Here is a 25,475-nt window from a genome sequence, read left to right on the forward strand (position 1 = left end):
GCGAATAAAAATTGATTTACCGCCAGTGCACTGTGCAGGGTTGTTTTTAGAATAGACTTTGCTACCTTCAAACTCAAAAAAAGTTTAAGGAGCAGAGCGACTATGAAATATGTAAATGCAGATACGATTTTTCCAAAAGAATTAATAGAGGAAATTCAGAAATATATTAACGGTGGTATGGTGTATATCCCTAAGCCTGAAGAAGCACATGTAAAATGGGGCGAGAAGTCAGGGAGCAGAAAATACTTAAGATCTAGAAATATTGAGATTTGTCTAAGGTTTGCCGTTGGAGCAACGGTTGACCAGCTTTCGGATGAATACTGCCTATCAAGGGATAGTATTAAGAAGATTGTTTACACAAAAAAATAGCCATAAGTCAAAAGCCACGTTGGAGGATGAAGTGCACCCTGTCAAGTAGACAGTCTAAAAAACAAAAAAAGAGTTAGTTTAGATACCTCAACTCGTATTACCAGAGCTGAGGTATCTTCGTTATGCAGCACGTCGGTATTCGTTAGGTGACAAGCCATCCAAACATTCTACGTAGCGGTAATTATTATAGTAGTAAATATATTGGCTAACCTCTGTGAGGACATCTTCATAGGTATCATACTTTGTAAGATAATAGCTTTCTGACTTGTATGTACCCCAAAAACGCTCAATAGGTTGGTTGTCCAAACATCGGCTTACACGAGACATGCTTTTCTTAAATCCGTATTTCACATGAAGTCGGTTGTACTCATGAGAAGTATACTGGAAGCCTCTGTCGCTTTGTAGAAGAGGACTTACGCCAGGGTTCTTCGCGTAAGCCCTCTTCAACGTATCCATCACGAGTTTATTGTTGTTGGAGGGGCTTAATACCCATGAGACAATGGAATTATCATATACATCAATAATAGCGCTCAAATAGGCTTTGCGCCCATTCCCGTATTTCAGTTCTGTCACATCTGTACACCATTTTGAATTAGGAGAATTGGCATCAAAGTTACGGTTCATTACATTTTCAGCTACATGGATCTCCGTAGCTTTCACATAACTCGCTCGTTTTCTACGAATGACTGCTTTAAGCCCAAGAGCACACATAATTCGGTAATAACGCTTTTTGTTATACGGCTTTTTGAGCTTTCGGTTTAATTGCGTGCGCATTTGACGGTAGCCAAGAATCCCTTTTCGCTTGTCATATCGTAGCTTTACTTCTTTCGCTAACGCACGAGTTTCAAGTTCTATGCAAGAGGGTTTCCATTTTAACCACTTGTAATAGGCAGATCGAGCAACCCCAGCTAACGCACACAACTTCGTAATTGCGTGACCTTTTTCTTTGTTCAGTTCTTGAATCGCTTGATACAAGTTTACTTGTCTAACAAGGGTTAGCGTGTATTTCGTCGCTTGATCTCCGCCAACTTTTTTGCGAAGTCATTCTCCATCTCTAGGTATTCATTTCGCGCTTCTAGCTCTTTAATCCGTAGCTTAAGACGTTCATGGTCCTCTAGTTCTTCTACAGGCTTTTTACGACCTCGATTGTCCTGAAGAGCTTCCTCACGGCCAGCTTGATATTTCCGAACCCATGCGTAAACTTGCTGATAAGATACACCGTACTTTTCAATCGCTTTCTGATAATCCAATTCATTAGCGATGGTATATTGTGCAATTTCAATACGTTCTTCGAAAGTTGTTTTACGCCCTTTGTTCATATGAGATAGTCCTTTTCCTTTATGTGTAGGTTTTAATTCTATCTCATTAGTATACTTGGTAATCCATTTAATCAAAACACTTCTACTTGAAATATGATGCTTGTTTGTCGCCTCTTCAACGGAGAAACGACCAGACAACACTTCGTTAACAGCAGCTAGTTTGAATTCCTTAGAGTATGTTTTCCATGTTCTCGATTCCTTTAACCCGTCCAAACCATCTGCTTTATATTTCCTAATCCATTCTCTAATCGTGTGCGAACTAAGACCTCGCTGTTTTGCCTCATAGTTTGGATTCGACTTGTGCTCAAGGCACAGCCGTACGACATGTAATTTTACTTCTAAAGATGCTGGACTTCTTTTAGACATTAGAAAAACTCCCTTCATTGTAGCAGTAGAAGTTTTTGTTTTTTCTACTGTCTACTATGAAGGGAGCATATCAGGAAGATCTGACGTGGCTTTTTGTATTATAATTGACAGTATGTTCATTAACTACGAGGTGGAAGATACATGGCAGACAAAACATACTTAGATTTACGGATAAGAAAGACAAGAAAAGCGATTCGGAATGCCTTTATAGATTTGTTAGCGGAGAAAGAATTGAATAAGATCTCGATCAACGCTATTACGCAAAAGGCTGAAATCAATCGAGCTACATTTTATTTACATTACAAAGATATTAATGATTTGATTGATACTATTTTGGATGAATTATTAGCAGATTTAAAGAAAATACTCTCAGATAAATTTGAAGAATCCTATAAACCTGGGGATGAACTTACTTCGCTGATTTTATTGTTAGAGCATATTGCGGAAAACTCTCATATGTATAAGGTATTGCTTGTAACCAAAAACATCCCTTATTTCACACCGAAATTGATGGATCTGTTATATGAATTGATTTTAACAACAACAGAACAACAATCGATTCAAAAAACAGAAGATTTCTTAACTGTTGATACTCCAGCTGATATTGCAGCTTGGTATGGAACATCAGCGATCGTTGGTACAATTTCCATGTGGCTAGGGAATGATATGCCTTATACACCTAAATATTTAGCAGAACGAATCATACAGTTAAATCCATTTATACCTGCAAATAATAAAAAGAAATAGTGAAACACTTCACTATTCAAATTTTAATTAACACATATTTATCAACTGTTGCTTTATTAACGCTTTCAGTATTATTGTAGATTGCTTAGCACCTTAATAACTACTACCATGAAAGCAATAGATAGTAACAAGGAGTGTGTTGAAAAATGATGAAGGTCGGTATTTATCACGGTCAAAATAGTGTAGGAATAGAAGAGCGTCCAATACCTCAAGTAGGGCCAAAGGATGCTTTGGTTCGCATTTTAGCGGGTGGAATCTGTGGTACAGATATTAATATAGTCAAAGGAGGCTCAGAAATGGGTATCCGTTTCGGCTCAGAATTTGGACATGAAATGTTTGGTGAAATTGCCCTGTTAGGATCTGATGCTGAAACAAATTTGAAAGTTGGCATGCGTGTAGGTGTGAATCCAATTACTGCCAAACGTGCAGGTCGTCGTTATTCTTTGGAAGTAGGAGCTTTTTCGCAATATGTCTTAATTGAAGACGCAGCATTAAATTATAATCTATATGAGTTTAATGATTCAGTTTCGGCAACAGAAGCGGTATTAATGGAACCCATGAGTGTGGGTTTCCATGGCGCTTTTAGCGTACAACCCAAACATGGTGACAAAATCGTAGTTCTTGGTGCTGGTCCTATTGGTTTATCAGCAGCTGCAGGATTAATTGGCGAAGGCATTAAAGATGTTTGCGTAGTGGATATTGATCACTGGCGTTTGGATAAAGCAAAAGAGTTAGGTGCATTAACAGTTAATACTTCGACTGAATCATTGGCTGAGGGTTTAATTAAACACTTCGGGGAAGTTAACGTATACGGTGTGAGTGTACCCAATGTAGATGCTTTTGTGGACGCAGCGGGCGCTCCGATATTATTTGAACAAGTGATGCAGATTGTAAAGCCACAAGCACGAATTGCAATCATTGCCGTTTATAAAAATGAAGTACCTTTAAGCCTTGCTCAAGTGATGAGTAAAGAAGTTAACATAGTTGGAGCTAGTGGATACACACATGAAGATATTGTAAAGGTAATTGAACATATAAACGACAAGAAAACGAATATCTCTACAATGGTGACACAGACTTATAAATTAGAGGATATTCAAGCCGCCTTCGATAAAGCCATTGCAGCAAAAGAAACGATCAAGGTTATTGTAGATCTAACTTAATCATCAGGTAATTATATTGGAGTTCATTTGAGTGTAAAACTCAGGGGAACTCTTTTTATTTTATATGAATAAGCCTTTATATAAAATTCAATTCAAATTAAATATGGCATATAACTAGAGTGAAGTCGTAATTATACTGAGTAATAGAAGTGAAATTAGAGAAAAAACGTGGAGGTACGATGGAAATTAATCTGGTTCCAGTAACATTTGAAAATAAAGAGATATTGTCTAATCTATATCAATTTTATAATTATGATTTCAGTTTATTTACAGATCAAGACGTGAGCCGGCATGGGGAATTCGAGGTGAATATTGATTATTTTTGGGAAGGCGATCATCGATGGAATCCATATTTGATTGAGGTTTCAGGAAACTTAGCTGGATTTGTGGTTGTTCTTTTTGAAAACTTAGATACAGACCCAGATCCAACTCATTTGATCTATGACTTTATGATTTTGCAGAAATACAGAAGAAATGGAATAGGTACTGCTGCCGCAATAAAAACACTTGATCTATTTAAAGAAGCTAAATGGAAATTAGCTCAAATGGAAAATAATAAACCTGCCATAGCTTTCTGGCGAAAAGTACTTAAGGAGTATACAAAAGATAACTATTCAGAACGATATTTGAGTGATCTCCAAAAATATATTCAAGCATTCGATAGAAGGGAGCCGACGAAATGAACATCACCGTAACATTAACTGACAGCAAAACGAAGTTTATGATTAACAATCTCTATCCACTATACTTACATGATTTATCAGAGATATGGGGGAACCTTCCTAATCCATACGGGATATACGAGGATAATGAAACGCAGACACTGAATGAACAGAATAAAGTCTTCGACATATGGTGGGAGAAGCCGGGGATTTTATATCCTTATTTAATAAAAGAGGATGGAATTCCCGCTGGCTTTGCATTAGTTGCGACACCGCCCTATACACCAGCAGGTTGTGAATTTTATTTAAATGAATTCTTTATTTTGCGGCCCTTCCGAGGTACGGGAATCGCTGAATTTGCGGCTAATGAGGTGTTTAATCTTCATATTGGAAAATGGGAGCTACAAACCAATCCCACAGCTACAAATAGGAGAGCCCAGCATTTTTGGAGAAAGACACTAAAAGAATATACTGGTAATAGCTTTCAAGAAGAATGTAAGAAGTCTTTTGATGATGAATTAAAGATGATTTTTAATTTTTGTAATGGATAAAGCTAATCAAAACAAATGCTTTGATGGAGAAAAGTAGTTCAATACCTCTTTACAGGGAGGAAACGCCGGAGATTGAGAGCGTTTCTAGAGAAAAGGGTTGATCGAAGTTCACTCCGGAGCAGTCCCTTGAAACCATTGTTGGCAAGTAGAGGTGTACCGGTTTTAACCGTTAAATATTTAAGTGAGAACATTTCTGTTTGTTGTACAGAATAGTTTTAATTTAGGGTGGTACCGCGGCTCCTCGTCCCTTTTCGGATGAGGGGTCTTTTTGTTTTCATTTAGAAGAAATATTTTTTATTGCAAAAAATAGCGGGTCAACCTTAATGGTTGACCCGCTATTACATTTATTTGAAGCGTTAACTCGCAAATATATGCTTACCAATTTTTAAATTCTGAGGACGAGTCCAAATCCATGCACTAGTAGCTGTATCTGGATTGAAATAATAGATTGAATTGTTTGTTGGGTCCCAACCTCGGACAGCATCAAGAGCAGCTAAATAGGCAGTCCGGTTTGGAGTAAGCCAATACTGGCCGTCAGATACGGCTGTAAATGCGCCTTTTTGAAATACAACGTCTTTTATGTTGTTTGGAAATTGACTAGATTGTATGCGATTCATAACAACAGCACCAACTGCGACTTGACCTTTATAAGGCTCACCGCGCGATTCACTGTAGATTACTTTCGCCAAAATATCCATTTCCTCAATATTAAGCGTGTATTTTTTTAAAGCATTCCAAGTTTTTGTACCAGTAACTCCATCGGCACTTAATCCATAGGTCTTTTGAAATTTAGCAACGGCTGCTTTCGTTTGTGATCCATATACACCATCTAAAGGCTGAGTATAGTAATCCAGAGTTTTTAATCGATACTGAAGATCCCACACATCTCCAGAAGAACTCCCTACGGTTAATACAGGAGCAGCACTAGCAGAGCCGATCATAGTAGCCATACTTACCAGACCCAAAAGAAGCAACAAAGTGAATATTTTAGTCTTCATTGTAGTAGCCTCCTTTCAGAAAACATTATAAATAACCTTCAATAACTGAGACAACACTCATTTATTGGTAATCAGATTATCATTTTACATTTTCGAAAAGATTTCATTCGGTTTGTGATCTTATGAATTGGGTAAATTAATAGTCATAGGCATATAAACTCCGGAGGTTTTATATATGAAAAAGCAATTATATCTATTCATAATCGCAGCCGCACTCACTCTAACCGCATGTGGTAATGATAATAGCTATGGTAATAAGATAATGGAAAATACCTCACACTCTAGTTCAAGCAATGTACCCGAAAATTTGAAGGTGGCAGAGAATCCTACTTTTAAAATAGGAAGTAAAGCCCTTATCCAAGCAGATCATATGGAAGGTATGAAGGGGGCTACAGCAACGATCGTTGGAGCTTTTGATACCACAGCGTATATCGTTTCTTATAGACCTACAACAGGTGGATTTCCAGTTACAAATCATAAGTGGATTATTCATGAAGAAATCAAAAAAGCAGCCGATAAGCCCTATGAATCCGGCTCGGAAGTCGTGATGGAAGCTGACCATATGAAAGATATGAAAGGTGCAACGGCTCAAATTAACGCAGCGGAACAAACTACGGTATATATGATTGATTAAACACCTACTACGGGTGGAGATAAAGTGAAAAATCATAAATGGGTAACGGAAGATGAGCTTTCAGCAATAAAGTAGCCAATAGAAATATTAGCTCAAAAGTAATGAAAAATGATTAAGGTAGGGGCAGTCATGGACTTTGTTAAAGTTCTAGGCTGCTCCTACCTTTTTTGATTGCTTCTTTTATTGGTAGAGAAGTGTTAAGATATCTTTATAAAGCACCGATATACAAAATATACCATTTTTATTGATATTTTCTTAGAAGGTAGGAGCGTGATTGAAATGCCTAACTGGCAGGTGAAATTCGATGAAGAGATGCTTAAGCAAGCTGCACAACAGATTCAAGTCGATTGGACAACGATAAAGTATATTGGTGGTTTTGAAAATGTTGTCTATAGCTTTCCAAAAGATGATCATGAATTTATTTTACGTGTAACTCATCAGTCTCATCAGGATCTGGAGATGGTTATCTCTGAACTTGACTTTATGGACCATCTTGCAAAGCATGGAGTGCAACTGGCTCCCCCCATTCCCTTTCAGGATGGCAGTTTGGTACAAACGCTAGTCAAAGATGAGGAAAAATTCATGATCTGTGTGATGAAGAAAGCACCAGGTGGTCATGTTAATGCTTCCGATCCTTTTTGGGGAACGGAGCTTTTTGAGCAATGGGGTGAGGTAACAGGAAGAATGCATGCTTTAACTCTGAAATACGAGCGTCCGGAGACTGTTCTGGCAAGACCACATCAGGGTAAGCTAGAGTTTGACTTTGCTAACTTTGGCACTGTTGAACAACAGCTTTTTGAAAAGTTGCTTCAAATAAATGATCGGATTAACCAGTTGCCGCGGAATCGAGAAGGCTATGGACTATGTCACCGTGATTTGCATTCGGGTAATTTTTTCGTTAATGAGGGGCAGATCACTGTGTTTGATTTTGATGATTGCGGATACGACTATATGGTGCATGATATTGCAATTGCCGTTTATTACTCAACCATCTTTGGAGATCGGCGAAAACCGGAGGTAGAGCAGAGTAGAACTTCTAGTCTTGCGGCAACCATGCTGAGGTCATTTATGAAGGGGTATAATCGAGAGTATGCACTCGACAATAAGTGGCTAGAAGAGCTCCCACTCTTTATCGAGAAACGCCGACTGGAATTAGTGCTTTTGTTATTTCAAGATTTTTCGGAGTCACAGCGTGAGGAAAATAGAGTGTGGCTTGCCCGCAATATTCACGATGCTCTAAATGACAAAGCTTGTTTAGAGCTTTAATGACGAAGGTAACCGATATGACACCCCCAAAACATATTCTTTCCGCCGCTACCGTTGTTTTTAATGATCGGGGAGAGGTTTTATTAATAAAAGGCCCTCGCAGAGGATGGGAGATGCCAGGCGGTCAGGTCGAAGAAGGGGAGTCTCTTAAAGAGGCGGCGGTCAGGGAGGCCAAAGAAGAATCTGGCTTTGATATAGAGATTAACAAGTTCTGCGGCGTTTTTCAAAATGTGGATCGATCTATTTGCACTACGTTATTTTTGGGTAAAGCTATCGGTGGTGAGCCTGCTACTAGTGCTGAAAGCTTGGAAGTGGGGTTTTTCCCGATAAAACAAGCATTGGATATGGTTAAATGGAAAAACCTCAGATTAAGGCTAGAGTATTGTCTAAATGATGCTATGCAACCTTTTTATGTAGAATTACGGGGCACCGAAGTTGAAGAAATTATTTTTAAATTAGAAAATCAGCAAACTTATTAGAGGTCCCCCTGCGTCGTAGCAAATGAAATATCTGAGTTAATGTAGGGAGCACAATGGACAAATGTTACGATCAACAAAGATTCATACTTTTTTTATTTTATAACATTTTCACTTGATTACAGAACTTTTCATACGTTTACAGCGTCTTACTTATGAACGATAAATCGACGGTAAGGACTGAAACATTATGAAAGACAACACGAAGCTTTTCAGAAATAATATGAGGAGCCAGTCTTCTATACAATCTGTAGGCGGCAGGCGTTATGTGCCAGGAATTGATGGTCTAAGGGCTTTATCAGTACTTGCAGTGATCGCATATCATTTGAATCTGAATTGGGCTGAGGGTGGACTTCTCGGCGTTGGAATATTTTTTGTAATCTCCGGATATCTCATTACTGACCAAATCATTGGCCAGTGGGAGCGGCACCGAAGACTGAACCTTGTAGACTTTTGGGTTCGTAGGGCGCGGAGGCTGTTGCCTGCGATGGTTGTCATGCTTTTTGTGGTTGCCATATGGCTTTTAATTATAGAACCATCAAGATTGTTTGGGCTCAAGGGTGACTTTATGTCTTCCTTATTATATTTCAATAACTGGTGGCTAATATTTCATAATGTTTCCTACTTTGAAAGCTTTGGCCCAGCATCTCCTATCGGACATTTATGGTCGCTTTCTATTGAAGGACAGTTTTATATTCTATGGCCAATAGTTCTCATCATCGTGATGAAAATCGCTCGTCGGCGAGGTAAGCTTATTGCATGGATTATGGCTTGCGCAGCAGTCTCGGCTTTAGCCATGGCATTGATCTACGTACCGGGGACTGACCCAAGTAGAGTGTATTATGGAACGGATACCCGCTTATTTGCGCTTCTCATTGGAGCAGCACTTGCAGTTGCTTGGCCAAGTCAGAAACTTAATGATAAGGTCTCAGAACCGGCTCGGCGTGTGCTTGATATTGTAGGGGGATTAGGACTCATTCTATTGTTGGTACTTTTTAATCAGGTTAATGAGTTCGATGATTTGCTTTACCGTGGTGGGTTTTTAGTGATTTCTTTGATTGCAGCTGTAGTTATTGCCGTACTCGCTCATCCTGCTAGCCGTCTGGGATCGTTCGTAGGCTGTAAACCTTTGCGTTGGATCGGGCTGCGATCATATAGCTTGTACATATGGCATTTTCCAGTCATTATTCTTAGCAGTCCGAATGTGAGTACTGAAGAAAGCAGCATGCTTCGGATCATCATTCAGGTAGCAGTAAGTTTTCTTCTAGCTGCATTATCATATAAGTATGTGGAGGAGCCCATTCGTCGAGGTTCATTTAAAGAAACTTGGAAGAACATCAGTGTAAAACGAAGGGGTGGTCTTCGTCCAGGCTTCTTAATGGCTATTATTGCTGTGATCCTTATCCCAATCGCATGCAAAGGTTATTTGTTAAACGCTGGATCGGATACGTCTGCGATCGAATCGGCAGATATGCAGTATGAACAACAACAACTGCAACAGCAAGAACAACGACTGCAGCAGCAAGAACAACAAGATATGGGAAGAAAGAATGATCCCGCAGATCACAAAGCGATAGACAAAAGTGTAACAGATAAATCATCATTACCAGCCTTGGCAACAGCTACAACTGAACCTGAAGTGAAAAAAGCTGATACTAAGGTGGGAACTACAAATACAGAAATGACAAAGCCTGAATCAGAAGTGAAAAAATCTGTTCCTGAAGAAAAGAAACCTGTGGCTGAGAAGAGTCAAGCTGGAACGGATGTTACGGCCATTGGAGATTCTGTCATTTTGGATGCAGCACCATACCTTTCAGAGGAATTACCTGGCATTGTCATCGAGGGAAAGATCGGTCGGCAGATGGCGAAAGCTCAGGACGTAGTGGATCAGCTTAAAACTCAAGGCCGGCTGGGTAAAAAGGTTATAATCGAGCTTGGGACTAACGGATCCTTTAGTTCAAAGCAATTACGTAATTTACTGGATTCATTAAGTGATGCTGAGCAGATTTATTTGGTCAATACACGGGTCCCAAGAAAATGGGAGAATAATGTGAATCACAATATTTCAAAAGTTTCCAGTGAATATAGTAATACGACCGTAGTAGACTGGTACTCTGCAAGTGAAGGAAAAGACGATTATTTCTACCAAGATGGTGTGCATCTTAAACCAGAGGGTTCCAAGTGTTACGCTTCACTTCTTGCGAAAGCTTTGGAAAGTGAGTGAAAAATAATTGAATCTCCAAACTTTTTTGATATTATATTTTAATAGACCGGCAAGAGATTTCTCTCTTTGCCGGTCTTGTTTTTGTAAACGACTGATCTTTGAAAAGCCATCTATTTTCTATCCGTAGATAAAATGCTCTACCGTAGCCACTGTCTTCGTAATGTCAGGATTAGAATTGTCGATCACCTTAACATTGGAACTTGGAAGAGGCCACGTAACACTACGGTTTCCAAATGCTTTACGGAATTCATCCCAATGCTGGAACTTCCATTCATCTAATGGTGATTGTCTATCTAGAATCCGTTTTCGGTACAATTCCTCATTGGCTAGTTCGACTAAAACAACTTTGACCTCAACATCTTGCAGGGAACGTCCGATTCGAGATAACTCACTGCTGATCCAGTCAGGGTTGGCAGCTTCTTTGGTAAATGGTCCAACTACAAATGCATCTACATTCAGGCCAATATTGTCTAGTGCTGCGTCCATCGTAATCCGGTAGCCCAAATCACGGCATAATCTTTTGTAATCTGCGGAGTCTCTGTCAGCCGGGTCCAATCCGTGAAAGGTCATGATGGCGTCTGCCGCTGGTCGTAAGAGAATATCCATATCAAAGAAGGGTACTTTACGCCGGGAAGCGATCGCTTTAGCTAATGTCGTTTTTCCTGCCCCAGCTGGCCCTAGAAAAAATACAAGTTTGTTCATCATTGTCTCTCCTTAGAACCTCATTTCATTGCTACAGTCTATCTCTAAATATTATCATATAAAAGAAGATGAGTAATCGCCAGCGTAAAATCGTCATCTACCGTAGGTTTTGAGAACCTGAGATATTTCGTGTTACGGGCCATAATATGATAATTTTTTTGCTTCTCCATTGAGTTTTTGTGTAATCCTGCTTATAATATAGCGAGAAAAATAAGAAAAAGGTGTCCATAAATGAGCATATTAAATGTAGAAGGATTAAGTCATGGCTTTGGAGATCGTGCGATCTTCAAGGATGTTTCATTCCGTCTTCTAAAAGGCGAGCATATCGGATTATTCGGCGCTAACGGCGAGGGTAAATCCACTTTTATGAATATTGTTACAGGCAAGCTGCAACCAGACGAAGGTAAAGTTGAATGGTCCAAACGGGTGCGTGTCGGTTACCTGGATCAGCATGCAGTGTTGACCAAAGGCATGACCATTCAAGATGTACTCAGAGGCGCTTTTCAATACCTCTTTGATCTTGAGCAAGAGATGAATGATATGTACGGCAGAATGGGTGACGTGTCGCCTGAAGAGCTGGAAAAGCTGCTTGAAGAAGTTGGTACGATCCAAGATACGCTTACGAATCAAGATTTCTACATGATCGATGCGAAGATACAAGAAACCGCGCGCGGTCTTGGCATCACAGATATTGGATTGGATCGTGATGTAGCTGATCTTAGTGGTGGTCAGCGTACCAAAATCTTACTTGCGAAGCTGTTGCTTGAAAAACCAGATATTTTGCTCCTAGATGAGCCTACGAACTATCTGGATGAGCAGCATATTGAATGGCTGAGACGTTATCTTCAAGAGTATGATAATGCATTTATTCTGATCTCACATGATATGCCTTTCTTGAACAGCGTTATCAACCTGATCTACCATATGGAGAATCAAAAGCTGACCCGTTATGTGGGTGATTATGAGCAATTCCAGCAGGTCTACGAAATGAGAAAACAACAGCTTGAATCTGCTTATAACCGTCAAAAACAAGAAATCGCAGAGCTGAAAGACTTCGTTGCGCGGAACAAAGCCAGCGTAGCTACTCGTAACATGGCGATGTCCAGACAGAAGAAGCTCGATAAGATGGAAATCATCGAGATTGCTAAAGAGAAGCCAAAACCACAGTTTAACTTTAAAGAAGGTAAAACTGCGGGCAAGATGATTTTTGAAGCAAAAGAATTGGTGATCGGTTACGACTCTCCGTTGTCCAGACCCCTTAATTTGTTGATGGAGCGTGGACAAAAGATCGCGTTGGTCGGTGCGAACGGGATCGGTAAAACCACCTTGCTACGCAGCATCTTAGGTGAAATCCAAGCATTGTCCGGTTCCGTAGAACGTGGATACCATCAAGAGATTGGATACTTTGAGCAAGAAATGAAAGAAGGCAATTACAAGACTTGTATCGAGGAGATCTGGGATACATTCCCATCCTTGTCACAATTCGAAGTACGTGCTGCCCTTGCCAAATGTGGACTGACCACGAAACATATCGAAAGTAAAATTGCTGTTCTAAGTGGTGGAGAAAAAGCTAAAGTGCGTCTATGTAAGCTCATTAACAGTGAGACCAACATTCTCGTATTGGATGAGCCGACGAACCACTTGGATATCGATGCCAAAGATGAATTGAAACGTGCACTGAAAGCATATAAGGGAAGCATTCTCATGATCTCTCACGAACCGGAGTTCTATCAGGACATCGTGACCGATATCTGGAATTGCGAAGATTGGACAACAAAAGTATTCTAATAAGCAAATCTTTATTGAACAAGCCTATGAGGTGTTAACGAATCTGTTACGCTCCATAGGCTTTTTTATGGATATTGGGGAGGGTCTATGTGTTAGAGAATAAAATGGAACAGCTTAACACCTGTATGCGGCAAATTTTTGAGGAGCCAGAAGTAGAAATAGTCAATTTCATCTGCGAGGATTTAGATTATAAGACACCTAACTTTACAACAGCGGGTATTTTTCATCTTAAGGGTATCGCACTAATTAATCACGAGAGGCTTCCATGGTCAATTATATTAAAAATTATTAAGTCTGATAGTGCAGAAAAAGAGGATCCAGCTCATCACAATTACTGGCGACGAGAAGCTTTAGTCTTTGAATCTAAGATTCTGGATGAGCTTCCTGACTCAATCCGAGCTCCAAAATGTTATCTAGTTGAGGAGCAAGTAGATGGTACCGTATGGTTATGGATGGAACGAATAGAGGGGGAGTATGCGCATACGAAGGAGGAGTTTGATTTTATCGCTGAACGGTTGGGCCGATTCAATGGAGCTTATCTTACAGGAAAGAACATCCCTGATGACCAATGGATATGCAGAAGCTGGCTTAGATCATGGACTACCTCGAGTAAAATGTATGCGCCTAACCCTGAGGATTATATACATCAAATACATAGAGACAATGACCGAAGCCTTTGGGCTTGGTTCCAAGATTTCACAAACCAAATAGATAGACATATGGATGTTTTAAGTCACTTGCCGCGCGTTCTAGCCCATCAGGATCTCAGTCAAATGAATATGCTGTTAACTCAAAACGGCGGGTTAGTGTGGATAGACTGGCAATTTATGAGCATATCAGGTTTAGGGGAAGACCTTGGCAAAATGTTTGGCGTAAATATGAGTCTTGGTGTGATTCCTATCGATCGTTACGAGGAATATAAAGAGTCATTATTCCATTCGTATATTAAAGGTTTAAAGGCTAGCGGATGGCAGGGAGATGAAACCCTTGCAAGATATGGTTATTGTTTAAGCACAGCTTTACGTAGTGTCTGGGAAGTGCCACAATACTTTTCATTATCCACTCAGCTAGCTACTGACTCTGATCACTTAAAGCTTCAGGATCGAGTTGCCCGGCTGGAACAGATAATTAATATTCAACGTGAAATGGCAGAAGAATGTAGCGCGTTGAAGGTATAAATAATATGGTCAAAAGCGATTCTCATCAGAATGTTTATGGATGAGGGAATCGCTTTTTTTTGTATTGGACAAACCATGTAATTCAAATGCCAGTAGTATCTCAAACCGCATAAACAGGCTGGAGTAAATTTAAAAAATACATGATAGCGGATATATCGCAGGATACTCACTCCCGTGATTCTTTTTCACTTGGCCATTGGGAAGTAGATGAGACAACAAGCAATGACAATAAGTCAACGAAAAGGGCAGAAATTCTAATGGTTGATGGTACTTTTCCGACACTGCAAGAATGGTATGGCTATAAATGGCGTGATCATATCAAAGATACTAAATACAAAGTAAATATTAACTTTACCATGAAAAAGCATAGTGACCTAGTGGGACCAGCTGTGGAAGGAGATGAAATGGTAAAATGATCATTCAAGTCATGAAGATTCTGAAGCAAAAAAACTACCGAGGTGCGGTTGGTGCGGCGTTCTAGCGGGTCTCACGTTGTTTTTACCATTAGTCTTTAGTTTGTTGAGGAGCATGTAAAAACATAACTTCACATATCCGAAAATAATAACACTGAAACCGAAATAAAGAGCCTATTATGAGAAGTGTTTTAAGACTACAATCTTATTAAAAGGCTGCGACCAGTATTTTATTAAGGATAAAGGATGTGTTGTTTATGAACCGGTTCTCATCGAAGGTACTACTCGTCTGTCTAATGCTTGTGCTCACGTCATGTACCTCTTCAACTGTAAGTAAAGTAGAGCCTCATCCAGAAGTGAATATGGAAGTGGTTCAGAAAGGACCTGTGGTACAGACTTTAAGCGTTGAACAACAAGTTGATAATATTATGGAAGAAAATAAGTTCTCTGGATCTATTTTGCTCGTCGAGGATAACAAGGTTAAGATTGCGAAAGGATATAATATGGCCAACTCAGAGACCATGCACGTAAACGGACCAGATACAGTATTCCAAATCGGCTCTTTGACAAAAGCTTTTACCGCTGCAGCGATAATGCAATTACAAGAAATGGGGAAACTTAATATTAATGATTCTGTTCAAAAGTATATAGAGAATTATCCTTATAAAAATGTTACGCTCTACCAATTATTAACCCATACCGCAGGAATTCCGAACTTAACAGAATTTCCAGATTTCATAAGCACAATGGACATCCCGGTAAGTGTTTCAGAGAATATCGTTAAATTCTTAAATAAACCACTGGAATTCGAACCTGGAAGCCAATTCGCTTATAGTAATTCAGGATATATATTGCTTGGGGCTGTTATTGAAAATGTAAGCGGCCAAGCTTATAGTCAGTATATCGAGGAGCATATCATGTCGCCATTAGGGATGGGGAGATCTGGATACTTAAAAAAAGATAGAATAACAGATGATATAGCATCAGGATATTGGGTAGCTATCGAAAGGTACCCGGCAATGGATATTGATATGACAGTACCTTATGCAGCAGGTGGAATCTACTCTACGGTGAATGATTTGTATAAATGGATCCAAGGGCTTGAAGAAGGAAAAGTTATTAATGCGGATTCTTGGAGGGCAATGCGTACTCCGGAGAAAAACGGGTATGGATTAGGATGGGGGGTAAATGATGCAGAAGGCTTGATTTACGCACATGGCGGAGCGATCAATGGATTTTCATCGTTTATCTTTAGAGATATTTCTAAGGGCACAGCAGTTATTATACTTAGTAATGTGGAAGGTGTCCAAACAGCCAAGCTATCAGATCTTCTTTTATATATGCTAGAATCAGAATAATGAATAATCAAGAATGAATCAGAATGGCTTGGAGGCAATACAAAGATGAACATCAGAAGAATACATAAGAAAGATAATAGTGCGATTGAACAAATCATTAGGAGCTGCCTGATTGAGTTTGGCGGGAATAGGGCAGGGCTTGCATGGGAAGATGACAGCCTGCATCACTTATATGAATATTACAATCAAAGTGAGAATCGGGCCTATTGGGTTGTAGAAGAAAATGGAGTTATATTGGGTGGCTGCGGAATTGCTCCTTTCGGGAGTGAGGGCAACATATGTGAGTTGCAAAAAATGTACTTATCTTCGTCCGTTAGAGGTAGCGGGATATCGTTCGAACTCTTAAATACCGCTCTGGATTTTGCCAAGCTTCATTACAACAAATGTTATTTGGAGACATTGCAGAACATGCATGCAGCTAATCGTTTTTATACGAAAAATGGTTTCGAGCTTTTAGATGCCCCTTTAGCTGGCTCAGAGCATTTCGCATGTGATGCTTGGTATATTAAAGAGTTACTTTAATTATGGTTTAGTAAGCCTGGATTAGCAGGCTTATTTTTTATTTGACAATAAAACCGTCCAGACGGTATAGTAAATAGCAGGGGTGATCAATGTGAACAGTAATTCTAAACGTAAAACTATTTTATTGGCGGCTTCCACAGTTGTTAAAAATAATGGAGTAGAGAAGCTTACGCTTGAAGCTGTGGCTAAAGAAGCCGGGGTCAGTAAGGGCGGGCTACTGCACCATTTTCCAAATAAAGAAGCTTTGATCATAGGGATGGTCGAAGATCTAACGAACCATTTTTTTACCAATGTTCAAGATAGAGCAATGAGCGAAACGGTTGAAAAAGGGAAGTGGAGTCGTGCTATTACTGAAGCCATGGATGATGATATTAAAGAGGGCAAAGAGATTGGTACCGCACTTCTTGCTGCTCTTTTCACAAATCCAGATATTCTTAACAAATTTCAAAGTCAATATGCAACGTGGCAACAAAACATAGAGAACGATGGCATTGATCCTGTACGCTCCACTATCATTAGGTTGGCAGCAGATGGGTTATGGTATTCCGAAATGTTCGGATTAGGTGTGTTAGATGATGAATTACGCACGAAAGTCATTCAAGAATTGATAAATATGACGAAGTAAGGAGAGGTTATCTTTGAATTCATATGTATTACTTGCAACAGCGATCATCTGTGAGGTATTTGGTAGTTCAATGCTAAAAGTATCTAACGGGTTTAAAAGGATATTCCCTTCCATTGGCGTGATTCTTGGGATGGGCTTAGCATTTTATAGTCTTTCTTTAGCGCTTAAAACAATTCCATTAGGCACGGCCTATGCAATTTGGTCAGGGGTAGGTACAGCTTTGACAGCTATAATTGGCGTAGTTATTTATAAAGAGAACTTTAATCGTAAGAAATTACTAGGTCTACTACTCATCATTGGTGGTGTAATCATTATGAAGCTCTCTGGTGGGGCTCATTAGAATTTGGAGGCTGTAGCATGAAAAGAAATGTAGGATATATTGCTCTAAGTATAGCGATTGCTAGCGAAGTCGTAGGTACTACTATGTTGAAATTGTCAGAAGGATTCACGCAATTACTCCCTTCTATTGGGGTTATTATTGGTTTTATTATTGCTTTTTATAGTTTATCCATAAGCCTTAGAGAATTACCGTTAAGCTTAGCTTATGCGATTTGGTCAGGAGTAGGTACAGTTCTAACAGCATTTGTGGGGATTGTCGTGTGGGGTGATCCATTTGGTATTCTAACTTTTGCCGGAATCGTATTAATAGTAGGAGGGGTTGTGTTATTAAACGCACCCTCTGCAGATAAAGAAAGAGCCCGTTAAATCAGGCTCTCTTTTTTTGTTTAAACGGATGTCATAGATTCCATAAATCGCATAGTTTCGTGATAATGGTATCACTTACCTTTTCCGTAGAATTACATCTTATAGTTTGAGCTGCTATTTATCTATAATGAGTGTGTCTGAAAGTGAAGGGAGGGTGTGGTTCTTTTTAATGTGCTCTGGATGATCTCTATTGAAAACGCTACCATTTGAGCACTCTGATAGGTTCGTGAATTTTTGAGAATCTAACATATTTAAGGAGGATTAAAATTAAAATGCGAAACAAGTATGTTGTATGGTCGCTGGTAGTATCTATGCTGATTTCAAGTTTATTCTTGGCTGCGGGCCCTCTTAATTTTGTTTCAGCCTCCGGAGGACCAAACCTGACACTCGGCAAAAATGTAACAGCGAGCGGTCAATCACAAACTTATAGTCCTGACAATGTTAAAGACAGTAATCAAAGCACGTATTGGGAAAGTACGAATAATGCATTCCCGCAATGGATTCAAGTCGATTTAGGTGCAAAAACAAATATTGATCAAATCGTTCTTAAGCTCCCTTCTGGATGGGAGACGCGGACGCAAACACTGGCTGTTCAAGGTAGCACAAACGGTTCGACATTCACTAACATTGTAGGGTCTGCGAATTATGAATTTAACCCATCAATTGCAGGTAACAGTGTTACCATCGACTTTGCCGCAACCAGTACGCGTTACGTACGTCTGAATGTAACGAGCAACACAGTTTGGCCAGCAGCTCAGCTCTCTGAATTCGAGATTTACGGCGCTAGTGGTCCTATTCCTACTCCAACTCCATCGCCTTCCGGCACATATGAAGCTGAATCTGCTTCACTGTCTGGAGGAGCTAAAGTGAACACGGATCATGCCGGTTACTCCGGCGCGGGCTTCGTGGATGGATATTTGACCCAAGGTGCAACAACGACATTCACGGTTAACGTGCCTGCAGCAGGTAGTCGTGAGGTGACATTGAAATATGCTAATGCAAGTGGCAGCGCAAAGACAATAAGTGTCTATGTCAATGGTGCTAAAATTGGCCAGACCTCACTGCCTAACTTGGCAAATTGGGATTCATGGAGTACTAAAGTTGAAGTTCTTAATCTGAATGCGGGTAATAACACCATCGCATATAAATATGATGCTGGTGATTCTGGCAACGTTAACCTTGACCAAATCACTGTAGCGTCGACAACAACAACCCCTACCTCAACACCAACGCCAACGGTCACACCAACACCAACGCCAACGCCAACGCCAACACCAACTCCTACACCAACACCAACACCAACACCAACACCGACGGTAACACCAACCCCAACGCCAACACCGACGGTCACCCCAACACCGACGGTCACCCCAACACCTGCACCGGGTAGCAATATTGCTGTCGGCAAGACGATTACCGCTTCTTCCAGCACACAAACATTCGTAGCAACAAATGCGAACGATAACGACACAAACACGTACTGGGAAGGCGGCAGCAATCCAAGTTCACTCACGCTTGACTTAGGTGCGAACCACAACATTACGTCAATCGTATTGAAGCTGAATCCAGCCTCTGCATGGAGTACTCGCACACAAACGATTCAAGTGCTCGGTCACAATCAAGACACGACTACCTTCGGTAATTTGGTAGCGGCACAATCGTATACGTTTAATCCAGCTTCTGGCAACACAGTAACCATACCGGTTACGGCAACTGTTAAACGTCTGCAGTTGAATATTACTTCGAATTCTGGTGCTCCAGCTGGGCAAATCGCGGAGTTTCAAGTATTCGGTACACCTGGGGCGAATCCTGATCTAATGATAACAGGTATGTCCTGGTCACCTACTGCTCCGGTCGAGACAAGTGCAATTACATTAAATGCAGTTGTTAAGAACAACGGTAATGCTAGCTCCGCAGCAACAACTGTCAACTTCTACTTAAACAATGAGCTCGTTGGATCAGCTCCAGTAGGTTTGCTAACTGCAGGTGCTTCGACAACAGCCTCAATGACATTAAATGCTGGAGCCAAAACTGCTGCGACCTATGCTCTCAGCGCTAAAGTAGATGAGAACAATGTGATTTTCGAGCAGAACGAAGGGAATAACAGCTATACGAACGGGGCATCGCTTGTTATCGCTCCAGTCTCCAGCTCTGACTTAGTTGGTGTGACTACATGGACACCAAGTAATCCAGTGGCTAATAGTACAGTAGGCTTTACTGTAAATCTCAAGAATCAAGGGACCATTGCTTCTGCAAGTGGTGCTCATGGCATTATTGTAGCTCTAAAGAACTCAGCGGGCTCCACGATTCAAACATTTAATGGATCCTATTCCGGAACCATTGCTGCAGGAGCTTCCATGAACGTCACGATTCCTGGGACATGGACAGCAGTCAACGGTAATTACACTGTAACCACTACCGTTGAAGTGGATGCGAACGAAGTAACAGCCAAGCAATCAAACAATGTAAGTACGACTAACCTGGTGGTGTATGCATTACGTGGTGCAAGCATGCCTTATAGTCGATACGATACCGAAGATGCTACTCTCGGCGGTGGTGCTACGTTGAAGTCTGCACCTACGTTTGATCAAGCACTAATTGCTTCAGAAGCATCTGGTCAGCGTTATGTAGCCCTTCCTTCGAATGGCTCGAACGTAGGATGGACGGTCAGACAGGGGCAAGGCGGCGCGGGTGTAACTATGAGATTTACTATGCCTGACTCTTCGGATGGTATGGGATTGAATGGTTCACTTGACGTGTATGTGAATGGAGTAAAAGTCAAAACGGTATCATTAACATCCTATTACAGCTGGCAGTATTTCTCGGGTGATATGCCTGGTGATGCTCCTAGTGCTGGGCGTCCGCTCTTCCGATTTGATGAAGTTCACTGGAAATTAGATACCCCTCTGCAGCCTGGAGATAACATCCGTATTCAGAAGAGTAATGGAGATAGTCTGGAATATGGTGTTGATTTTCTGGAAATCGAACCTGTTCCTACGGCAGTAGCTCGTCCGGCGAATTCCGTATCAGTGACAGATTATGGTGCTGTAGCAAATGACGGTCAGGATGACCTTGCAGCCTTTAAAGCAACGGTAAATGCAGCTGTTGCAGGCGGTAAGAGCATGTATATTCCTGCCGGAACGTTTAATCTTAGCAGCATGTGGGAAATTGGTTCTGCTAGCAATATGATCAACAATTTCACGGTTACAGGTGCTGGTATTTGGCATACGAACCTCCAGTTTACCAATCCTAATGCGGCAGGAGGCGGTATTTCACTCCGTATTAGCGGCAAGCTAGATTTTAGTAATGTTTACATGAATTCGAATTTGCGATCCCGTTATGGACAAAATGCTATTTACAAAGGATTTATGGATAACTTCGGTACCAATTCAATTATCCATGATGTCTGGGTAGAACATTTTGAATGTGGCATGTGGGTAGGCGACTACGCTCATACACCTGCTATTTATGCCAGTGGGCTTGTGGTTGAAAACAGCCGGATTCGGAACAATCTTGCCGATGGCATCAACTACTCTCAAGGCACTAGTAATTCGATTGTTCGAAACACCAACGTACGAAATAACGGTGACGATGGTCTTGCAGTATGGACTAGTAACACTAATGGTGCTCCAGCGGGTGTAAATAACACCTTCTCCTATAACACGATTGAGAATAACTGGCGTGCAGCAGCCATAGCATTCTTTGGAGGTGGCGGTCATAAGGCTGATCACAACTACATCATCGACACTGTAGGTGGTTCTGGTATTCGTATGAACACCGTATTCCCTGGGTACCATTTCCAGAATAATGCTGGCATTGTTTTTTCAGATACTACGATTATCACAAGCGGCACCAGTAAAGACCTATATGGTGGAGAACGTGGAGCTATCGATTTAGAGGCATCGAATGATGCCATCAAGAACGTAACCTTTAGCAACATCGATATCACCAATACACAACGCGATGCAATCCAGTTCGGTTATGGTGGTGGATTTGAGAATATCGTGTTCAACAACATCAATATTAATGGCACTGGACTTGATGGTATTACAACTTCAAGGTTCTCTGGGCCACATCAGGGTTCGGCAATCTATACCTACACAGGCAATGGTTCAGCAACGTTTAACAATCTGACGACTACGAATATTGCTAACCCCAACCTGAATTATATTCAGAGCGGTTTTAAACTGACGATTCATTAAGCGATAGTGTGAGGGAGGAGTTCTTCGGAACTTTTCCCTTTTTTTCTTGTTTTGTGGATAGTGAAAATTTAAAATTTCGAAGGAGGATATTGACTTGAAGAAAAAGAAATAAATGGTAGGAAATAAAGTTTATCTCATAAAGTAAATTTTATTTGGGGTTGTGTCGATTTCATCATCTTCCGTTCGTTGTTTAAATAGAAGGCTGGATATCCGACGTTACAACAAAGGAGAGATGAAATGTATTTAGTAACCTCAATGGACGGAACTAAGATTGCCTATGACAAAACGGGTCAAGGACCAGCACTCATTCTAGTGACGGGTGCGTTTAGTTACCGGAAATTCCCAGCCCAGGTACAGCTAGCTGATCTGTTGTCTGAGAATTTCACAGTCTTCAATTATGATCGACGCGGTCGTGGCGATAGCGGAGACATTCAGCCTTATATGATAGCCCGCGAGATCGAAGATCTGCAGGCTATCATTAATGTGGCTGGAGGATCGGCATATGTCTGGGGATTGTCTTCTGGAGCAGTTCTTGCTCTACAGGCAGCAGCAGATGGAGCAAATATTACAAAATTAGCGCTGCATGAGCCTCCATTTGTAGTTGATGCTTCGGATCCCAAGCCGCCTCTAGATTTTGTAAAGCACGTTACTAAGCTTATTGCTACAAATCACCGAGCCAAGGCGATCAAGTATTTTATGACCAAAGGTTTGGGGGCGCCTACGTTTGTTGTTAACTTGATGCGCTTAATGCCAAGTGTATGGTCTAACCTAATGGCTGTAGCTCACACCCTTCCCTATGATGCTGTTTTATTGGATGGGTATATGGACGGAAAGCCGCTTCCTGCCACCTTGTGGAGCACAGTTAGCATTCCAACGCTAGTCCTCGAAGGTACGGAGAGTCCAGTTGGCTTACGGCATGGTGCTCAGGCGCTAGCCGAAGTGCTACCAAATGCGAAACTATTAAGTAAAAAGGGACTTGGTCATACGAAGAAACTCAATACAAGGATCATTTCAACTGGGCTTACTGCATTCTTTATGGGAAATTAAAAAATAGGAGGAATACACCTATGAGATTTATGATGATTGTTAAAGCTACAACAGATTCTGAGGCGGGAACTATGCCTAGTCAAGAATTGATTGATGCCATGCAGAAGTATAATGAGGAATTAGTTAAAGCAGGTGTGTTGCTTGCTGGCGATGGATTACAACCGAGTTCCAGTGGAATTCGAATTTCTTATCCGGATGCTGGTGGCAAACCGAAAGTTATGGATGGTCCGTTTACAGAGGCTAAAGAAATGATCGCTGGTTATACGCTGATAGAGGTCAAATCAAGAGAAGAAGCCATTGAATGGGCTTTACGTATGCCGGACCCTCATGGATTTGGCCAAGGAGAGATTGAGCTACGACAGGTATTCGAGCCGGAGGAGTTAATGGACGATCCCGACACATTGGCGAAAGAAGCAGCACTTCGTAAACGGGTTGAGGAGCAGAGGCAAGCGTGAAGTTGTCCCATACTCATAGAACCATTGATACGATATGGCGAATGGAATCGGCAAAGATCATTGCGGGGTTAACGCGTATGGTATGGGACGTGGGTCTCGCAGAGGATCTTGCTCAGGACGCTTTAGTAATTGCCCTTAATCGATGGCCAGAAATCGGTATTCCAGATAATCCGGGTGCTTGGTTGATGACCACCGCGAAGCGGCGTGCGATTGATCTTATTCGCAGGACTAAACTTCGAGATCAGAAATACGTTGAGATTGCACACAGTATGGATTTATCCACAGAGGAAGACATAGATGATTTGTTAGACGAGGAGATCGGTGACGATCTCCTTCGCCTGATCTTTATGACCTGTCATCCGGTTTTATCACAAGATGCCAGAGTAGCCCTGACCCTTCGACTATTATGCGGATTGACGACAGAAGAAATCGCACGTTCTTTCCTGGTCGCCGAATCAACGATTGCTCAGCGAATTGTTCGGGCGAAGAGAACCCTTAGTGCTAACAAGGTTCCTTTTGAAATGCCTGCGAGGGAAGAACTCAAAGACCGTCTGTCTACAGTACTTGAAGTCATCTACCTTATGTTTAATGAAGGATATGCTGCAACCTCTGGCGTGGACTGGATCCGTCCGCTGTTATGCCAGGAGGCGCTGAGACTAGGACGGGTACTTGCTGAGATTGATCCTTATGAACCTGAAGTTCATGGACTGGTCGCCCTTATGGAGATTCAATCCTCTCGCTTTAGGACGAGGGTTAATAGCAAAGGAGAGCCCATTCTTCTTATGGATCAAAACCGTGCACAGTGGGATCAATTACTGATCCGTCGTGGCTTGGCTGCATTAGAACGTAGCCGAAAGCTTGGACGTCCGCTCGGACCTTATTCGCTTCAGGCTGCGATTTCTGCTTGTCATGCGCAGGCAAACACTACAGCCGAGACAGACTGGATCCGTATCTCTGCGCTGTACGAAGCGCTATCAAGAGTTATGCCTTCGCCGATCGTTGAATTAAACCGAGCAGTTGCCATATCTATGGCTTTTGGTCCAACCTTTGGACTGCAAATTGTGGATGAGCTGAATCATGAACCCTCTATGAGGGAATATCACCTGCTGCCTAGCGTTCGTGGCGATCTCTTGCTGAAGCTAGGTCGGTACGATGAAGCCCGTACAGAGTTTGAACGCGCCGCATCCTTAACCGCGAATGAACGTGAAAGAGCCCTTTTACTGAATCGGGCGGCAGACTGTAACTTAGAAACATCGTAGCTAATTCAAATAGATTTTAAACCTGTACGTACATAAAGGAGAGATGAAAAATGAATCAAGAAGTCATCGATTTTATTGAAGCATTAAAAGAACCATGGCAGGGGGAGTTATCTACTAATCTTCGTGAGGTTGTGCACCAAGCGATCCCGGATGTGCAAGAGCGTATTCAATATAAGAAACCCCATTTTTTGAAAAATGGTAAATACGCAGCAGCTATCTCAACATCGAAAGATGCGGTAAGTTTTGTTATTTTTAATACGAATGAGCTCGAGTTTCCAGAAGGGATGTTCGAAGGACCCCCAGAGAGAAAAACGCTGAAACTGCGTAAAGGGGATACAGTGGATATGGCTCAATTAGTGACTTGGGTCAGCCAAGCTTCAGCTTTACTATAAATTATAGATTCTTGATGCAGGACGGTATCGCAAAGTCATTTGACTTCATGGGAT

Annotated in this window: 25 protein-coding genes, 1 pseudogene and 1 other annotated feature; of the genes and pseudogenes, 22 read left to right on the plus strand and 4 right to left on the minus strand. The window is 41.2% G+C overall.

What is annotated here, in order from left to right; all coding sequences use genetic code 11:
* Window positions 1-102: 102 nt before the first annotated feature.
* Window positions 103-369 carry a CD3324 family protein gene (locus QNH28_RS14080; RefSeq protein ID WP_283911897.1) on the plus strand — a complete coding sequence of 89 codons (267 nt, stop codon included), beginning with the start codon at window positions 103-105 and terminating at the stop codon, window positions 367-369.
* 120 nt (window positions 370-489) lie between these two features.
* Here QNH28_RS14080 and QNH28_RS14085 read toward each other — a convergent pair whose 3' ends face one another.
* Entirely contained in the window at window positions 490-1,344 is an 855-nt protein-coding gene (locus QNH28_RS14085; RefSeq protein ID WP_283910371.1) for an IS3 family transposase, read from the minus strand.
* Window positions 1,345-1,364: 20 nt separating this feature from the next.
* Entirely contained in the window at window positions 1,365-2,054 is a 690-nt protein-coding gene (locus QNH28_RS14090) for a helix-turn-helix domain-containing protein (protein WP_283910372.1), read from the minus strand.
* Window positions 2,055-2,195: 141 nt separating this feature from the next.
* Between QNH28_RS14090 and QNH28_RS14095 the strand changes: the two genes are divergently transcribed.
* The 4 genes from QNH28_RS14095 (at window position 2,196) to QNH28_RS14110 (ending at window position 5,177) form a co-directional block, all read left to right on the plus strand.
* Complete coding sequence (locus QNH28_RS14095; protein ID WP_283911898.1) at window positions 2,196-2,801, plus strand: TetR/AcrR family transcriptional regulator; 606 nt, start codon at window positions 2,196-2,198, stop codon at window positions 2,799-2,801.
* A gap of 146 nt (window positions 2,802-2,947) precedes the next feature.
* On the plus strand, window positions 2,948-3,964 hold the full coding sequence (locus QNH28_RS14100) for a zinc-dependent alcohol dehydrogenase (protein WP_283911899.1): 1,017 nt from the start codon (window positions 2,948-2,950) through the stop codon (window positions 3,962-3,964).
* 179 nt (window positions 3,965-4,143) lie between these two features.
* Entirely contained in the window at window positions 4,144-4,647 is a 504-nt protein-coding gene (locus QNH28_RS14105; protein WP_283911900.1) for a GNAT family N-acetyltransferase, read from the plus strand.
* Window positions 4,644-5,177, plus strand: a complete 534-nt coding sequence (locus QNH28_RS14110; RefSeq protein ID WP_283911901.1) for a GNAT family N-acetyltransferase — start codon at window positions 4,644-4,646, stop codon at window positions 5,175-5,177. Before QNH28_RS14105 ends, QNH28_RS14110 begins: the two co-directional genes overlap by 4 nt.
* Before the next feature lie 11 nt (window positions 5,178-5,188).
* Window positions 5,189-5,429 (plus strand) — a binding site (T-box leader).
* A 104-nt stretch (window positions 5,430-5,533) separates the two neighbouring features.
* Here QNH28_RS14110 and sleB read toward each other — a convergent pair.
* Entirely contained in the window at window positions 5,534-6,175 is a 642-nt protein-coding gene (sleB, locus tag QNH28_RS14115) for a spore cortex-lytic enzyme (RefSeq protein ID WP_481858370.1), read from the minus strand.
* Between the two features lie 175 nt (window positions 6,176-6,350).
* On the opposite strand from sleB, the pseudogene QNH28_RS14120 reads away from it, so the two are divergent.
* From QNH28_RS14120 to QNH28_RS14135, 4 genes and pseudogenes are all read left to right on the plus strand, one after another.
* Window positions 6,351-6,884, plus strand: a pseudogene (locus QNH28_RS14120) (YdhK family protein).
* A 204-nt stretch (window positions 6,885-7,088) separates the two neighbouring features.
* Window positions 7,089-8,075, plus strand: coding sequence for a phosphotransferase enzyme family protein (locus QNH28_RS14125; RefSeq protein ID WP_283911902.1), 987 nt, complete (start codon window positions 7,089-7,091; stop codon window positions 8,073-8,075).
* A 17-nt stretch (window positions 8,076-8,092) separates the two neighbouring features.
* Entirely contained in the window at window positions 8,093-8,554 is a 462-nt protein-coding gene (locus QNH28_RS14130; protein WP_283911903.1) for an NUDIX hydrolase, read from the plus strand.
* A 220-nt stretch (window positions 8,555-8,774) separates the two neighbouring features.
* Window positions 8,775-10,775: an acyltransferase family protein gene (locus QNH28_RS14135; RefSeq protein ID WP_283911904.1), complete on the plus strand. Its 2,001-nt coding sequence runs from the start codon at window positions 8,775-8,777 to the stop codon at window positions 10,773-10,775.
* Between the two features lie 117 nt (window positions 10,776-10,892).
* Here the strand turns inward: QNH28_RS14135 and QNH28_RS14140 are convergent, their stop codons facing one another.
* A complete protein-coding gene (locus tag QNH28_RS14140) occupies window positions 10,893-11,477 on the minus strand; it encodes a P-loop nucleotide/nucleoside kinase family protein (RefSeq protein WP_283912150.1) in 585 nt (194 codons plus the stop codon).
* Window positions 11,478-11,708: 231 nt separating this feature from the next.
* Between QNH28_RS14140 and QNH28_RS14145 the strand changes: the two genes are divergently transcribed.
* The 13 genes from QNH28_RS14145 to QNH28_RS14205 all read left to right on the plus strand — a co-directional run bounded on the left by QNH28_RS14145 (window position 11,709) and on the right by QNH28_RS14205 (window position 25,421).
* Window positions 11,709-13,265, plus strand: a complete 1,557-nt coding sequence (locus tag QNH28_RS14145; RefSeq protein WP_283911905.1) for an ABC-F family ATP-binding cassette domain-containing protein — start codon at window positions 11,709-11,711, stop codon at window positions 13,263-13,265.
* An 89-nt stretch (window positions 13,266-13,354) separates the two neighbouring features.
* A complete protein-coding gene (locus tag QNH28_RS14150; protein ID WP_283911906.1) occupies window positions 13,355-14,443 on the plus strand; it encodes a phosphotransferase in 1,089 nt (362 codons plus the stop codon).
* Between the two features lie 140 nt (window positions 14,444-14,583).
* A complete protein-coding gene (locus QNH28_RS14155; RefSeq protein WP_283911907.1) occupies window positions 14,584-14,859 on the plus strand; it encodes a hypothetical protein in 276 nt (91 codons plus the stop codon).
* 359 nt (window positions 14,860-15,218) lie between these two features.
* A complete protein-coding gene (locus QNH28_RS14160; protein ID WP_283911908.1) occupies window positions 15,219-16,214 on the plus strand; it encodes a serine hydrolase domain-containing protein in 996 nt (331 codons plus the stop codon).
* Between the two features lie 45 nt (window positions 16,215-16,259).
* A complete protein-coding gene (locus tag QNH28_RS14165; RefSeq protein ID WP_283911909.1) occupies window positions 16,260-16,736 on the plus strand; it encodes a GNAT family N-acetyltransferase in 477 nt (158 codons plus the stop codon).
* Between the two features lie 91 nt (window positions 16,737-16,827).
* The gene (locus QNH28_RS14170; RefSeq protein WP_283911910.1) at window positions 16,828-17,361 is read left to right on the plus strand and encodes a TetR/AcrR family transcriptional regulator; all 534 of its coding nucleotides are present in this window, start codon (window positions 16,828-16,830) and stop codon (window positions 17,359-17,361) included.
* Between the two features lie 13 nt (window positions 17,362-17,374).
* Window positions 17,375-17,701: a DMT family transporter gene (locus QNH28_RS14175; protein ID WP_283911911.1), complete on the plus strand. Its 327-nt coding sequence runs from the start codon at window positions 17,375-17,377 to the stop codon at window positions 17,699-17,701.
* A gap of 17 nt (window positions 17,702-17,718) precedes the next feature.
* Window positions 17,719-18,066 carry a DMT family transporter gene (locus tag QNH28_RS14180; RefSeq protein WP_283911912.1) on the plus strand — a complete coding sequence of 116 codons (348 nt, stop codon included), beginning with the start codon at window positions 17,719-17,721 and terminating at the stop codon, window positions 18,064-18,066.
* 272 nt (window positions 18,067-18,338) lie between these two features.
* Window positions 18,339-22,268: a discoidin domain-containing protein gene (locus tag QNH28_RS14185; RefSeq protein WP_283911913.1), complete on the plus strand. Its 3,930-nt coding sequence runs from the start codon at window positions 18,339-18,341 to the stop codon at window positions 22,266-22,268.
* A 237-nt stretch (window positions 22,269-22,505) separates the two neighbouring features.
* Window positions 22,506-23,315 (plus strand): alpha/beta fold hydrolase, encoded by an 810-nt coding sequence (locus QNH28_RS14190; protein WP_283911914.1) that lies wholly within the window; start codon window positions 22,506-22,508, stop codon window positions 23,313-23,315.
* A 20-nt stretch (window positions 23,316-23,335) separates the two neighbouring features.
* A complete protein-coding gene (locus tag QNH28_RS14195) occupies window positions 23,336-23,770 on the plus strand; it encodes a YciI family protein (RefSeq protein ID WP_283911915.1) in 435 nt (144 codons plus the stop codon).
* Entirely contained in the window at window positions 23,767-25,029 is a 1,263-nt protein-coding gene (locus tag QNH28_RS14200; protein WP_283911916.1) for an RNA polymerase sigma factor, read from the plus strand. Before QNH28_RS14195 ends, QNH28_RS14200 begins: the two co-directional genes overlap by 4 nt.
* A gap of 50 nt (window positions 25,030-25,079) precedes the next feature.
* Complete coding sequence (locus QNH28_RS14205; protein ID WP_283911917.1) at window positions 25,080-25,421, plus strand: DUF1801 domain-containing protein; 342 nt, start codon at window positions 25,080-25,082, stop codon at window positions 25,419-25,421.
* The last annotated feature ends 54 nt before the right edge of the window (window positions 25,422-25,475 follow it).

It is taken from the genome of Paenibacillus sp. G2S3 (assembly GCF_030123105.1).
In the GTDB taxonomy this organism is placed as follows: Bacteria; Bacillota; Bacilli; order Paenibacillales; family Paenibacillaceae; genus Paenibacillus_AQ.

Excerpts from the sequence above, each read along its gene's own strand:
- QNH28_RS14080 (WP_283911897.1), top strand. The coding sequence starts at position 103 with ATGAAATATGTAAATGCAGATACGATTTTTCCAAAAGAATTAATAGAG.
- QNH28_RS14090 (WP_283910372.1), bottom strand. The coding sequence starts at position 2,054 with ATGTCTAAAAGAAGTCCAGCATCTTTAGAAGTAAAATTACATGTCGTA.
- QNH28_RS14095 (WP_283911898.1), top strand. The coding sequence starts at position 2,196 with ATGGCAGACAAAACATACTTAGATTTACGGATAAGAAAGACAAGAAAA.
- QNH28_RS14100 (WP_283911899.1), top strand. The coding sequence starts at position 2,948 with ATGATGAAGGTCGGTATTTATCACGGTCAAAATAGTGTAGGAATAGAA.
- QNH28_RS14105 (WP_283911900.1), top strand. The coding sequence starts at position 4,144 with ATGGAAATTAATCTGGTTCCAGTAACATTTGAAAATAAAGAGATATTG.
- QNH28_RS14110 (WP_283911901.1), top strand. The coding sequence starts at position 4,644 with ATGAACATCACCGTAACATTAACTGACAGCAAAACGAAGTTTATGATT.
- sleB (WP_481858370.1), bottom strand. The coding sequence starts at position 6,175 with ATGAAGACTAAAATATTCACTTTGTTGCTTCTTTTGGGTCTGGTAAGT.
- QNH28_RS14125 (WP_283911902.1), top strand. The coding sequence starts at position 7,089 with ATGCCTAACTGGCAGGTGAAATTCGATGAAGAGATGCTTAAGCAAGCT.
- QNH28_RS14130 (WP_283911903.1), top strand. The coding sequence starts at position 8,093 with ATGACACCCCCAAAACATATTCTTTCCGCCGCTACCGTTGTTTTTAAT.
- QNH28_RS14135 (WP_283911904.1), top strand. The coding sequence starts at position 8,775 with ATGAGGAGCCAGTCTTCTATACAATCTGTAGGCGGCAGGCGTTATGTG.
- QNH28_RS14140 (WP_283912150.1), bottom strand. The coding sequence starts at position 11,477 with ATGAACAAACTTGTATTTTTTCTAGGGCCAGCTGGGGCAGGAAAAACG.
- QNH28_RS14145 (WP_283911905.1), top strand. The coding sequence starts at position 11,709 with ATGAGCATATTAAATGTAGAAGGATTAAGTCATGGCTTTGGAGATCGT.
- QNH28_RS14155 (WP_283911907.1), top strand. The coding sequence starts at position 14,584 with ATGATAGCGGATATATCGCAGGATACTCACTCCCGTGATTCTTTTTCA.
- QNH28_RS14160 (WP_283911908.1), top strand. The coding sequence starts at position 15,219 with ATGGAAGTGGTTCAGAAAGGACCTGTGGTACAGACTTTAAGCGTTGAA.
- QNH28_RS14165 (WP_283911909.1), top strand. The coding sequence starts at position 16,260 with ATGAACATCAGAAGAATACATAAGAAAGATAATAGTGCGATTGAACAA.
- QNH28_RS14180 (WP_283911912.1), top strand. The coding sequence starts at position 17,719 with ATGAAAAGAAATGTAGGATATATTGCTCTAAGTATAGCGATTGCTAGC.
- QNH28_RS14185 (WP_283911913.1), top strand. The coding sequence starts at position 18,339 with ATGCGAAACAAGTATGTTGTATGGTCGCTGGTAGTATCTATGCTGATT.
- QNH28_RS14190 (WP_283911914.1), top strand. The coding sequence starts at position 22,506 with ATGTATTTAGTAACCTCAATGGACGGAACTAAGATTGCCTATGACAAA.
- QNH28_RS14195 (WP_283911915.1), top strand. The coding sequence starts at position 23,336 with ATGAGATTTATGATGATTGTTAAAGCTACAACAGATTCTGAGGCGGGA.
- QNH28_RS14205 (WP_283911917.1), top strand. The coding sequence starts at position 25,080 with ATGAATCAAGAAGTCATCGATTTTATTGAAGCATTAAAAGAACCATGG.